The organism is Aeromonas sp. HMWF017 (genome assembly GCF_003061465.1).
Lineage (GTDB): Bacteria > Pseudomonadota > Gammaproteobacteria > Enterobacterales > Aeromonadaceae > Aeromonas > Aeromonas veronii.
Window position 1 is genome coordinate 1 of the sequence record NZ_QAJD01000004.1, and the last position, 12,524, is coordinate 12,524.

At 55.1% G+C, this 12,524-nt stretch carries 11 protein-coding genes; 3 read left to right on the plus strand and 8 right to left on the minus strand.

Going from position 1 to position 12,524, the window contains the following annotated elements; genetic code table 11:
- The 6 genes from DBR30_RS21035 to DBR30_RS00240 all read right to left on the minus strand — a co-directional run.
- Positions 1-486, minus strand: a 486-nt coding sequence (locus tag DBR30_RS21035; protein ID WP_146181338.1) for a hypothetical protein, incomplete at its 3' end; no start/stop codon positions are given.
- Position 487: 1 nt separating this feature from the next.
- Positions 488-2,995, minus strand: coding sequence for a pesticin C-terminus-like muramidase (locus tag DBR30_RS21135; RefSeq protein WP_181363456.1), 2,508 nt, complete (start codon positions 2,993-2,995; stop codon positions 488-490).
- A 9-nt stretch (positions 2,996-3,004) separates the two neighbouring features.
- Positions 3,005-5,086 (minus strand): type VI secretion system Vgr family protein, encoded by a 2,082-nt coding sequence (tssI, locus tag DBR30_RS00225; RefSeq protein ID WP_108588142.1) that lies wholly within the window; start codon positions 5,084-5,086, stop codon positions 3,005-3,007.
- Positions 5,087-5,457: 371 nt separating this feature from the next.
- Positions 5,458-5,976, minus strand: coding sequence for a type VI secretion system effector Hcp1 (gene hcp1 / locus DBR30_RS00230; RefSeq protein ID WP_005332563.1), 519 nt, complete (start codon positions 5,974-5,976; stop codon positions 5,458-5,460).
- 225 nt (positions 5,977-6,201) lie between these two features.
- A complete protein-coding gene (locus tag DBR30_RS00235; RefSeq protein WP_258224241.1) occupies positions 6,202-6,912 on the minus strand; it encodes a LuxR family transcriptional regulator in 711 nt (236 codons plus the stop codon).
- 305 nt (positions 6,913-7,217) lie between these two features.
- The gene (locus DBR30_RS00240; RefSeq protein WP_108542256.1) at positions 7,218-9,323 is read right to left on the minus strand and encodes a TonB-dependent hemoglobin/transferrin/lactoferrin family receptor; all 2,106 of its coding nucleotides are present in this window, start codon (positions 9,321-9,323) and stop codon (positions 7,218-7,220) included.
- 193 nt (positions 9,324-9,516) lie between these two features.
- On the opposite strand from DBR30_RS00240, the gene DBR30_RS00245 reads away from it, so the two are divergent.
- From DBR30_RS00245 to DBR30_RS00255, 3 genes are read left to right on the plus strand one after another with little or no spacing between them, the layout of a single operon-like run.
- Positions 9,517-10,488 (plus strand): ChaN family lipoprotein, encoded by a 972-nt coding sequence (locus DBR30_RS00245; protein ID WP_108542257.1) that lies wholly within the window; start codon positions 9,517-9,519, stop codon positions 10,486-10,488.
- A gap of 25 nt (positions 10,489-10,513) precedes the next feature.
- Positions 10,514-11,068: a cysteine hydrolase family protein gene (locus tag DBR30_RS00250; protein ID WP_005348211.1), complete on the plus strand. Its 555-nt coding sequence runs from the start codon at positions 10,514-10,516 to the stop codon at positions 11,066-11,068.
- A 37-nt stretch (positions 11,069-11,105) separates the two neighbouring features.
- Entirely contained in the window at positions 11,106-11,489 is a 384-nt protein-coding gene (locus DBR30_RS00255; RefSeq protein WP_108542258.1) for a hypothetical protein, read from the plus strand.
- An 87-nt stretch (positions 11,490-11,576) separates the two neighbouring features.
- Here DBR30_RS00255 and hutZ read toward each other — a convergent pair whose 3' ends face one another.
- Together hutZ and hutX are read right to left on the minus strand one after the other, a co-directional pair.
- Complete coding sequence (gene hutZ / locus DBR30_RS00260; RefSeq protein ID WP_005335257.1) at positions 11,577-12,134, minus strand: heme utilization protein HutZ; 558 nt, start codon at positions 12,132-12,134, stop codon at positions 11,577-11,579.
- Positions 12,131-12,524 (minus strand): heme utilization cystosolic carrier protein HutX (gene hutX / locus DBR30_RS00265; protein WP_258224242.1); only part of this gene is annotated, 394 nt, incomplete at its 5' end. The genes hutX and hutZ, both read right to left, overlap by 4 nt.

A 12,524-nucleotide genomic window follows, 5' to 3' on the forward strand; every position in this document is an offset into this window, starting at 1 on the left:
ATCTAATGCATAATTTTGCATTTTACCATTTTTTATAATCTGATAACCAGAAAGAGCATCATCAGTTTCTGAACTTAAATTTAGTTTATACTTTCCTTCTTTACTTTTTCGATATGTTTTAATTTCATAAAAATAAGGATATTCTATACCATTATTTTCATAATTTACATTCCAGCGAAGAAGTATAGCAACATTCCTCTCTTTATTTACAGGAACAAAAAAAACAGACATTAATTCCACTGGTGCATCTGAATGATAAAAAGTATCAATCAAATGATTTTGCGTTCCCTTAGGTGACTCATACCCAAGATAAAACTCTATATCTTTTTTATCTGAAGTGCTTTGAAAGCAGATATATCCTTCATTGAAGGATATATCTCTGAAAGGGCCCTGAACAATTGCATTGTTGTTATTACCACACGCATGTACATATGTTGAAAACAAAAAAATAAAAATGAACAGTAACCTACTTAAAATACTAGTCATATCATTCTCCCCCAGCCAATTCTTCTTCAATAAATTTAGCTTCACCTTCACGGCGGTCTCTTAGGCCCCGCTGGTTAGCCCATAACCTTTTCATACTCCTTAGTCTGGCAGGTATGTTTTTAATATTCCCTTTAGAAAAATCATCGCCTATTTCTCTCATTTCACGACGACTATCTATTGGATCCCCTATTTTCGGTTTTTTTAATGATGGACCTCTGTTATAAACCAATGACAATATGGCACCAGCACTATCTGGAGGTAGGTTAATAGCTTGTGGGTAAGTGTTGACAACAACTTGACAGTATCGTTCCTTTAAACGCATTGCCATATCTAGTGCTCGTTCTTTATCAATTGAAATGTCAGATAATTCATGAACAATAGCTCTTGCATTATCCCCTTTTTTACCAATTGCGGTTAACAAACGCTCCACCTGTGGAGCCGTATAATAATCACTCAACATAGTCCGTGCTGATGAGATTTCTTGTTGTCCTAAATCGTACCCATACCCAATAGTAACGCCACTTGACTGATCTCCTTTGGGGACATATGGTTTGGGCATGTATGCTTCCCAAGACAATATAAATTCCGCAGATTTTTTAGAAATTCTATAAATCCCAAGAGTGGTATTAAAATCGATTGTATCTCCACTTGGGTGCTGCTCTGTTATTAATGCCATTATTCCTATTGGTGAAAAATGCCAAACCTCTTTCTCCAGCTTTAACTTGGTCGCACTCTGCATCCACTCCAGCTTATCGATACGCTGCTTTTCATGATCAACCAGTAAATCAAAGTTTGGCAGGCCAATCTTGGTCATAAGCTTATCCAGCCATTGATAACTGCTGGCTGAAGACTTTTCATACCACTCGCTGAGATGTTTGACAATGAGCTTGTGCAACTGCTCACTGTTTTTCGGATTGCTCAAAGCGGCATGAATTTCGCCGCTGCTCAGCTTGCCATCCTTATTCTTATCAAAGCTTTTCACCAAATCAGTAAAAAGGGAAGGCGGCGCATCGGGATCCAGATAGCCGTCAGAGCCTGAACCATCGACCTTTTTAAAACCGATCTTCAGCCAGTCATGCTGACTCAATAACTCAACTTGTTCTTTCTTGACATATTTATCTGATGAGACACAGACCCATTCCTGCTTGGCCGCATCCTTTTCCATCTTGGGGGATTCAACCAGCACTTCCTTGCTTTTATCCTTGGTCGCCATCCACTTGGCTTTGCCTGCCTCACTCTTCTTCTCATGGAGGATCAAATCGGCAGGCACTTTGGCATAGGTTGCACCACCTTTCGTTCCCGCCTTGTTGGCCAGAACATCGTACAGACGGGGATCCTGGGTGAACACCTCAAGATGGACCTGATGCTTGCTTTGCTTACCCCCAATCAGGGACCCCGGTGTTTCCACCAAGCCGAGATAGCCTATGGTTTCACCTGCAGCAATTGCCACGGGAGATGGCAGCACATATAGCTCGTCGAGATGGGAGGGGGGAAGCCTTTTAGCTTTGATAAATTCATCTTCAACGCCCACCCAGGCGAGACCACAATTCCCCTGAGCGCCACTCCCACTCGGCATGACATATTTGCATCTGGCCATCTTGCGCGCTTTATCACCAATCCAATGGAAGTCGAGTTGGTGGGCATCATACTGCAACTTGGTGCCAGCTGGCAGTGAGACATTGCCACTGCCAGCCATCAAGCGACCACTTTTATCATCCAAGACAGGATCTGCACGCCCAGCCATGTCCTTCAATAGCTCTGCATCTATCTGATCGAATAGCCAGGTGGGCACATTGGGTTTGATAAAGGTCACGGCATCCGGGCTATTGGCGATCCAGACTGAACTTCCTTCACTGACCAATACACCAGCCTTTTCAGCCTCTTTTATCTGGGCATTGGACAGCTTGCTCTTGATCTTTACCTTGATGAAATCATACTCCTTGCCCCCAACACTCCCCTTTTTGGGGGGAATGCTGCTATCCATCTCCAGTTCGGTATCCTTAGGCAAAGTGAAACGAGGCAAGGCAGCATCGGCACGCTGCTGCTCTGCATTGGGATTCCTATGGGGGACAGAATTGCGAGCATTCCAACCCTTTTTCAATACCAGCTTCTTGGTGCTTTGGTACTTATCCCAAGGCAACAGGTGCATATAGAGCGAATAAAAGGTGAACTCATTTTTAGCTTTTGTTTCTGCATTTATTTCACAATATTCGTGTTGGACCAGGCAGAAGCAGTTGGAATAACGCAGTGACTCCCCCTGAAATTCAGAGGTCAGATAATCCTTCATCATCCGAAAAGCCACAACTTTGCCGTCAGCAATGGCTCGGACAGGATATTTATCTTTGCACCAAGGGGCACTCTGGTCGCTGATATGAATACCGCCATGCCACTTGTTGTGATTGCCCAGGAGATAATGACCGGATTTCTCGCCATTAATAAGTGCAGTCAGGGCTTTGACATCTTTGAATTCTTCCCCTGTGGCTGTGAGGATGGGAAATGCAAACTTCATGCTTTCTCCTTATTCAGAAAAGAGGTAAAACGCAGCGGGCTTCTCGTCTTTCAAGAGCGCCTCCATCGCCTTCTCGGTAGGAATGGCCTTGACCAGTTCAACCAGTTCTGGGGCTTTGACCACCTCAACCCCTTTGGGAGTAACGGGAGCCTGACCAGCCCAGCCAGAGCCTGATCCCGGGCTGCCGCCGGCATTGAGTTTGATGGCGGGGCCCACCAGCTTGATGCCGCTCGGGTCAACTTTCATAAAGCTGCCCCCCCCCTTGAGGGTGATCTCGGATCCAGCCTCCAGCACCAGCTTGTCACCCACCTTGATATGCACCTCTTCACCCGCTTCCACCAAGAGAGATTGGCCCAGTTTCTGGTGCAGGGAGGTATCCACCGTCAGCGAATAGTCCGCCTTGATGTGGTCGCGTTTTTCACCTTCAACTGTCAGGTGGTCATTACCGAGGCTGGGCGGAGCACCATCCTTGCCCGGCACCTTTCTGATGCGGGTTACCCGATCAAAGTCGATGTCGCGATGCTCGTCGTGTTTGATATGCCAAGCCGCATCGTTTTCAATCAGCACGTTCAGGTCTTTCTGACCGTGGATGTAAATCTCTTCCTGCCCCGCCTGGTCTTCGAAACGCAGCTCGTTAAAGCCCTCGCCCTTGTGGGTTTCGGTGCGCAGCACGGTGCGGGTCTTGTTGGCGGGCAGCTCATACGGCGGCCGGTTGGTGGCGTGGTAGGTGCGACCGGTGACGATAGGCTGGTCGGGGTCTCCTTCCAGAAACGAGACGATGACCTCGTGGCCGATACGGGGGATGGCCATCATGCCGTACTGACCGCCAGCCCAGCCCTGGCTCACTCGCACCCAGCAGGAGCTCTGGTCGTTGGAACTGCCGTATCTGTCCCACGGGAACTGCAGCTTCACCCGGCCGTGTTCGTCGCAGTAAATCTCCTCCCCATCAGGGCCAACCACGATGGCGATTTGCGGGCCGTCCACCATCGGCTTGTGGGGTGCCTCGGGGCTGCCGATGCGGGCCCGCCAGGTGGTACTCGCTTTCACTACGCCAAATTCGTTGTGGTAGACGGTCGGGCCGCTGCCGCCCTCTTCCTCCAGCGCCTGCGGCTGTTCACCTGTATGGCGGATATGGACGATTTGCCAGTCGGTGTTGAGGCTACCGTTGGGGTGTTCGGTCAATGAAAAGTGCTGGCCCGGCAGCAGCGCGGCACTGTTGGACTTGCCACTGCCCGCCACCGCGTTATTGCGCAGCGCATCGAGCCGATGCTGGACAAAGGCCTTGCCGCTCGGGTCCTGCTTGTAGCGGCCCGGGTAGTCAAAGTGCTGATAGGTGTACCGCTGATGCGAAAGCTCTGTGCCCTGCTTCTTGTGGGAGAGACCATAGGCCGGGGTCTTGAAGCTGTAGTCTTTCAGCTCCACATCCGAGGGGCGCACCGCCTCGCGGTAGTGGAACTGGCGCACGTAAGGGCCTTGTTCCAGCGAGCGGTTGCCAAGGTTGAAGAAAAGCTCGGGGCCGGCAGTCAGGGCCGCAGCGTCGTCGGCAAACACAATGCGGTGTTTGCCTGCTTCGAATTCGTGGAAGTAGAACAAGCCCTCTTCGGCAGCAAGGCGGTTCACGAAATCGAGGTCAGTTTCCCGATACTGGACGCAGTATTCGCGCTGGGCATGCTCATTCTTGAGTGCAAAGGCGTAGTCGGTGATGCCGTGCTCTTGCAGCAGGATGCTGAGGATTTCATCGGGCTTCTGGGCCTGGAAGATACGTGAGTTCTGGCGCAGCCCCAGCCGCCACAAGGCGGGTTTCACCTCAATGCGGTAACGGGTACGGCGAAAGCCGCTGTCCCCTTGGCCAAGCTCGCTCACAACCCCGCAGACCCGGCGTTGCAGCTCGCCGTTGTACCACACCATCAGCTCGCAGGGCTGGTCCAGCACGGCGCCAAAGTCGACATCGGGCTGGCTGCTGGCCACCTCCAACTGCAGATTAAACGGCCGGTTCAACCCCTCATCCAGCTGGAAGCTGGCCACCACGAAGGTGATCTCGGGCAACGCCCCTACCTTGACGGTAAATTGCAATCCGGTTTGATTAGCCATGGCTTTCCCCTCTTGTCACGGCCAAGCTGTGCCTGAGCCCTTGCCAACTCTCGCGCCCATACACGCCTTCGCCGCGCAGCCACGCTACCGCCCTCTCCGGTGCCGCAAGGGCCTCCAAAGATAAGGGGGTTAACTGGTTACGAGCGGTTCGGGTCTGCATCACAGGACACCCTTTAGTGCTTTGCCATCCCTCCGCCCCTCCGCACTCACCGGCAAGGCATCAAACCCCGGCAGGGGGATGGCAAAACAGAAAAGCTCCAGCCAACCCGTTGGCCAGGCTGGAGAAAATGCACAGTACAAGAAGCCGGTTGAACAACCGGCTCAAAGACACATTACTACTTACAAGGAATACCAAAGTACCGAAGCAAGGCTTACGCCTCGATGGGGGCGCGCCAGTCGTCCGCACCGGAAGTACCGGCAACGGTGTGCTCCCAGTCAATCTTGCGGTAAGCCATGGAGACCTGGATAAGCTGGGTGAAGTCAGACTTCGCCGGGTCCTGGCAGTGCGGCATCTGGCAGTCGATGTCAACGATGGTGGCATCGGTCAGCACGGTAGAGAAGAAGTGCTCCTGCTTGCCCTCAACGGAGGTGCGGTACCACTTCAGGGTCACTTTCGGCAGCATCTCGCCGGAAGCCAGAGAGTTGTACATCAGCGGCACGGCTTTGTTCAGCGCCACGGTGAACTTGAACGGCTTGTGGACACGCTGACCGGCAGGCTGACCGGATTGCGGGTCGGTCGGGACGGTGACAACGTGCTGGAACTCTTGTACCAGCATCTCGTCTTCGTGACCTTGAACGAAGATGTTGCCGACGGAATCGGAGGTGAAGGCACCAGCGGTGATGTTGCCCTGAGTTTTACCTTCGATGCTGATATAACATGGAGTTGGCATGTGTATGCTCCTAAATAGATTGGTTAAACGAGATAGCACTCGACCAACACTTAGCAGCGTCCATGCCATTTTTTATTTCTTATTTATCAACAAGTTAGGCCGCATCAATTCCCACTCGACGCACATGGGTGCAATAAGTTGCGCAATGTCATCACATTCACTGGCAAAACTGACCTTTTCAGTAATTTCATCTACGTAATGAGCAAGCTTTTGCGTTAGGCAGCATCATGCACTGTTATCATCCACATTTTCGATTTGTGCCGTGTCAATGTTCAGTCTGACAATCCCCTGCATCAGTGCCCAGGATATCGCCTGATTTTTGCTGCTTGCCCCCAGCTTCTCCGCGATCCGTTCAAGATGGAAAGTGACGGTTCTGGGCTTGATCCCCAGGATCTGGGCAATATCGCTCACTTGCTTGCCTTCGGCGGCCCATTGGCACACCTCCAGCTCCCGTAGCGTCAGATCTTCCTGAGGAAGCTTCACGGCAAGACAAACACGGGCCACCGCCTCGAAGACATGCACCGCCAGCCAGCTTAAAAAGGGAATAGCCGTCAGCCACTGATGTTCGGTTCGTGGCGTACGAGTGATCAATGACAGCAAGCCAACATGGCCATTCGCCCCGTGCCAAGGAATCGTGATCCCGTCGCGCAGCCCCATCTCTTGTGCCTGCCGCATCACTTCCAACCCAGCGATGTCCTGCTGAGCGCAACACTCGGAGATCAGGTTGGCCCAAAGGATTGGGGTGCTCTGCTTCATTCCTTTACGCACAACGGGATCTACCGCAAAGAAACGCTGTCTGTCATAGGCCTGCACCCACTCGACAGGACAGCCGTTGAAAATCCTCACATCAGGACGCTGAATCGAACTGGGAAAGATGAATCCCAGCCGGAAGTGGTCAAATCCCATCTGCTGGCTCAGAGTTCGCAACAGAGTCACTATGGTCTGCTCGTCAGAGGCCTCATTGAAGCGGGTAATCAGCTCAAGTGCATCGGCGGTGTCGAGGAAAAAGTGCGATGTCGAAGTCAAAAGCGAGGCACACCCATTGTAAAGAATTACTAAATTTCATTAACAACGAATCAAATAGCATAATATCTCGCCAACACAAAGAAAAGGCGAAGCCAATGAATAACATGGCTTGAGCGGGTCACCTCACACCTGGCTACATGTATAAAAAATCCCCGCCTGTCAGGGCGGGGATCCGGTGCGGGCAACAGCCCGAGATCACTGCGTGTGTTGTCTTTTTAGAATACGTATTTGACCCGTGCACTCAGGTTGCGGCCCGGTTCGGTCATCATGCTGTTATCGGAGCCCTCGGCACGACCGGCGATGCGCTCGTAGCTGGTGTACTCCTTGTCAAACAGGTTGAAGACCCCGACGTTGAGCTGCAGGTCGGTCATCGGGTTGAACTGGGCGTACATATCCACCACACCCCATCCGGCGCTCTTCACGTAATCGTTGCCTTTGCTGTCTTTACGGACTTTGTCCATGTCGTCAGCAAAGCGCAGCGCGGTGTTGAAGTTCCACTGGGACTGTTCCAGACGCAAACCGATCGAGCCATTGAGCGGGCTCAGGCTGTTGATGTAGTTGCCATCCCCATCCTTGCCTTCGATGTAGGCGAGGTTGCCCCAGACATTAACGATATCGTTGAGCCAGTAATCCGCCTTGGCTTCGACCCCTTTGGTGGTCGCCTTGCTCAGGTTCTGGTACTGGTAGACGGCGGTGCGCCCCTCTTTGCCCACTTCCACCATCTCGATGAAGTCTTCAAACTTGTTGTAGAAGCTGGCTACTTCATAGCTGAAGCCGTTGCTGCTGCCACGCACGCCAAGATCGATGCCGTCGCTGCTCTCCGGATTGAGGTTCGGGTTGGGCTCTATGCGATAGCCGTACGCCTGATGGTTCAGGGTGGAGAAGGCGCTGTCATACATGGGGGCCTTGAAGCCGTGGCTGTACTGGGCGAACAGATTGGCCGCCTCGTGGGCCTTGAACACCAGACCCAGCTTGGGTGACAACTCCCCTTCGGAGAACTTGTGCAGCTTGTCGCCTGTGTAGGCTGGATCGTTGTCCGGGGTCATCCGGTAGTAGTCATAACGGGCACCCGGGGTCAGCACCCAGCGCTCGCCAAACTTGATCTCGTCAAAGGCCCACAGGGCACTGCGCTCGCTGGTGGTAGCCGGGAAACTCAGCTCGTTGTAGCCGACAAAATCACCGGGAGTCGTCGGCCCCTTGTAACGGGTACGTTCGTTGTCGGTGTGCTCGTATTCAGCCCCCCAGGCCAGACGGTGGTTGGCGACCGCCTTGTGAAACTGCAACTGGGCGCCGATGTTCTTCTGCTCGAACACATTGTGATCCAGCGAGTTTTTGGTCACATAGGGGTTGCCGGGGCTGACCGGATACTTGGATGAGGCGTACTGATCCAGCGTCTGCTTGGTGCGTGCGAAGTAAACCTTGCTATCCATCCGATCAGCCCAACCTTGATTCAGCGCGATGCCGTGATCCAGCACCACAGACAGGTTGTCGGTCTGCTTGTCGGTGATGGGCTGATCAAAGACACGGGCAGTACCGGTACCGACCTTGTTGAGCTTGACCGCATCCGGCTCCTCGCCATCGGTCAGGTAGTCAACGGTCAGCTTGAGGAACTGCTCATCGGAGAGGTTCCACTTGCTCTTGAGCAGCAGGGCGTGGGTACCGATGTCGAAGTCGTTCTTGGTGGAGTCGAAATTCTGGGTCACACCGCCATCGCGCCAGGTGTAGCGCAGCAGGTTCTCCACTTCGCCAGTGCGCAGGGCGCCGGTAAAGCCCGCCATCTTCTGGTGGCTGCTGGAGGCGTAACCACTGGTCACATCCAGATAGCTGTCCTTGCCTTTGAGGAAGTCACTGGCATCCTTGGTGGTGATCGCAATCACGCCACCCAGCGCATCGGATCCGTAGGCGGCAGACGCCGGCCCCTTGGCCACTTCTACCTGCTTGATCATGTCGGTATCAAAGTAGCTCTGGCCAACACCGCCCTTGCTGTAGGCATCGTTCTGGCGCACACCGTCGCGCACCACCTTGACCCGGTTTTCCCCCATGCCGCGGATGACGAAGGTCTGCGCATCCCCCTGACCGCCGAGCACGGTCACACCGGGTTCGTAGCGGAACAGGTCGGCGACATTAGTGACGACCTGCTCTTCAATCTGCTTGGCGGTGATCACCGAGATGGGGCCGGAGACATCTTCCAGTTTTTGCTCCATCCGTGAGCCGCTGACGACCACGACTTCATCCGCCTTCTGGGTGGCAGCAAAGACCTGGGAGGAGAGACCGGCCGCCACGGCGAGGGCAACCAGAGAGAGTGCGTTATGATGGGTCACAGCGAATCCTTATTGAGAACTGTTATCAAACAGGCCGCATATTACCCGGCTCTCGACAAAGATCAACAAGAAACGAAATCATTCTCATTTGTTTTGAACCAAATTGGTTTTACACTGTCGCCCTGTGTTGCCCTTATTCTCTATTAGCCCCCCGAGATGCACCGGCATCCGGGCATATCAGCCGTGAGATCCCATGATTAGACGACTTCCCCTGCTCGCCCTGCCGCTGCTACTGGCAGCCTGTGCCACCCCAACCCAGCCAACCGTGTCATCACAGTTGCAAACGCTCTATGACTACCGGCTAAGCGGCGAAGGAGACGCAGACCTGACGCTGGAGCAAGCAATCGCGCGCATTGCCGACGCCGACATCATTCTGGTGGGTGAGCTGCACAGCCATCCCGCCGTGCATCTGTTGCAATCGCGCCTGCTGAGCGGGCTCTACACCGCAGGTCAGCAGCACGGTCGGCCATTGGCCCTCTCCATGGAGCAGTTCAGCCGCGCCGATCAGAAGACGCTGGATGCCTATCTGGCGAACCAGATTGGTGAATCGGCCTTGATCCGCGAAGGCAACGCCTGGCCCAACTATCCGAGCGACTACCGCCCGCTGGTAGAGTTTGCCAAGGCTCACCAGATGCCGGTGATCGCCGCCAACGCCCCCAAGCCGCTGGTGAGCTGTGTCGGTCAGGAGGGGGCTGAGTGGCTCGACAAACTGCCCGCGTCGCGTCGCAGCCAGCTGGCACGCCAGCTGATGCTGGGGGATGACCCCTATCGCCAGAAATTTATGGCCTCCATGCACCACGGCGACGCCGACAGCAATGCCCGCCGCTTCGCCGCTCAGACCAGTTGGGATGACACCATGGCCGAGAGCATGGTGGATTATCTCGCCAAGCACCCGGGCCAGCAGATCATGCATATCGCCGGCAATTTCCACGTCGAGGGGGGGCTTGGGCTCGCCAGTCGCATCGCCAGCCGCAATCCTGCCCTCAAGGTGGCGCTGGTCGTGCCCCGCACAGATGAGACCTCTGTTGCAGATCCCGCAGCCGATGTGCAGGTAACCATCATGCCGCTGCCTAAGCGCTGGCAAAACAGTGACGAGATGAAGCAAGATATGGGCGCGCTGCATCAATCCCGCAGTCGTGACTGCAGCCAGTGGCTGCAACCCTAATCTTCCAGGAAACGGCGGGTAAAATATGGATGTGTTACTGATCATCGATGTGCAGCAAGGCTTGTTCAACGAGCCCCGTTACCGCCAGGAGCAGGTGCTGGCCAATATCAACCGGGCTGCGGCCCATGTCAGGCAGCAACAGGGACGGGTCATCTATATCCAGCATGACTCGCCCCCCGGTACTGAACTGGAACCGGGCACACCGGGTTGGCAGTTGCACAGTGCGCTGCAACCGGCCAAGGGAGAGAGCCGGGTGCGCAAAACGGCCTGTGACAGCTTTCTCGACACCGAGCTCGCCTTCCTGCTGGCCGAGCAGCCGGTCGATCGACTCATTCTCTGTGGCTGTGCCACCGATTTTTGCGTCGACACCACGGTGCGCAGTGCCGCCTCCCATGGGTACGAGGTGCTGGTGTTGAGCGATGGTCACACCACCGCTGATCGCCCCCATCTGAGCGCGGCCCAGATCACCGAGCACCATCACTGGATGTGGCGCCACCTCAGCCTGCCGGAGGGGCGCAGTGTGACCCTGCTCACCACCGACGAGCTGCTGGCAGTAACACCCGCCCTGCAGCCGTGCTAATCTGCGAGCCTCGCCTCGTTTCTCACTGGAGTCTGTTGTGCGCCTGTTGTCTGCCACCCTGTTGTTGATTGTTCCCCTGCTGTCGGCCTGCTCCAGCTTGCCCGGACAGAAGTATGACGGGCCGGAACCCCTGTTTCTGACCCACATCAACGAGGAGGGGAGCAAGCGGTTCACCTTTGAAGCCGCGCCCAACGACACCTTGCCACGCGGCCTCTCGGCGGCCCAGAGCCAGCGGCTGCTGGAGCAGCGGGAGGCGTTGCAGGAGAACCTGCTGACCGAGACCCTGGCGACCAAGCAGTATTGCCGCCAGGGCTACATAGTGCTGAGCCAGACCTCCTGGAAGGTGCGGGGAGAGTGCAACGAAACGGCCACCGACGCCGATCGTCGCGCTTTTCCCAACAAGACCTCCTGGCAGGATTGAACAGGCCGGATGAGATAACGCAATAAAAACGGGCAGCCCAGTGGCTGCCCGTTTTGTTATGACGGCTGTCGTGGTCGACAGGGATCCTCAGACCGGCGCATCGGCCGGGCTGGTGAGCTCGGCACCGTTGTCGATGCGCTTGTGCCCTTCCACCAGATGGACGAAATCCACCAGCTCGTCACCGGAGACCGCGAACGCCTGGCCGAAGCCCTTGACGAACAGCCCCTGCTCCGGCTTGAGGCGGAACAGTTTGAAATCCTTGAGGTTGGAGAGACCCTTGATGATCTCGCCAAAACGCCCCTCCAGTGCCGCCACCGCCTTGCTCCAGCGAGCGTCGTCACGGGCAACGACTTCAGCCACCGCATCGAAGGTCAGGCGCTTGCGGGCAAACAGCTCGCGGGCACCGCTCTCATCCTCGATCAGCATCAGGGATACCCGCGGCACCTGTTGCAGGTTGCGGGCGTGGCGGGCGATCTCGGAGATCAGCACATAGTAGCCATCTTCCTGTAGCACGAACGGGGCATAGCTGGCGTTGGGATTCCCTTCGCCATCGACGGTGGCGAGCTGCAGGGTGCGGCAGCTATCGCGAAACTCGCGGATCTCCGGTTGCAGGCGGTTCTGCAGACGCTCCTGACGTTCACTCATGCTTTGACTTCCTCTTGAGAGTTGTGGCGCAGCGCCATAAAACGGGTGACCTGATCGGCCAGCAGCTGACGTTTCTCGTCGCGACCCAGATAGACCTTGAACATGCAGCGGCCGGAGTGACCGAAGAACTGGAAGGAGTGCCCCTCCTTGCCCATGAACAGCTTGCTGACCAGCGCAATCCCCGCCACGTTGTCGAGTTTGAGGTGACCATGCAGCTCACCGTCGCGGCCCATCAGGTTGTAGTAGCCGCGTGCATCTTTGCCTTTCGGGAAGGGGGCTTTAACCTCGAAGATGGAACCTTCAGATTCGACGATGGTGGTCACCGGGCCCCAGTCGGCCAGATCTTCCAGCAAACCTTGAGCGCGATCGGCGGGTAGCAGGGTCACCAGC

Bases quoted from the DNA above. Each gene is read 5' to 3' on its own strand.
- DBR30_RS21135 (WP_181363456.1), bottom strand. From the start codon at position 2,995: ATGAAGTTTGCATTTCCCATCCTCACAGCCACAGGGGAAGAATTCAAA.
- tssI (WP_108588142.1), bottom strand. From the start codon at position 5,086: ATGGCTAATCAAACCGGATTGCAATTTACCGTCAAGGTAGGGGCGTTG.
- hcp1 (WP_005332563.1), bottom strand. From the start codon at position 5,976: ATGCCAACTCCATGTTATATCAGCATCGAAGGTAAAACTCAGGGCAAC.
- DBR30_RS00245 (WP_108542257.1), top strand. From the start codon at position 9,517: ATGATTAGACGACTTCCCCTGCTCGCCCTGCCGCTGCTACTGGCAGCC.
- DBR30_RS00250 (WP_005348211.1), top strand. From the start codon at position 10,514: ATGGATGTGTTACTGATCATCGATGTGCAGCAAGGCTTGTTCAACGAG.
- hutZ (WP_005335257.1), bottom strand. From the start codon at position 12,134: ATGAGTGAACGTCAGGAGCGTCTGCAGAACCGCCTGCAACCGGAGATC.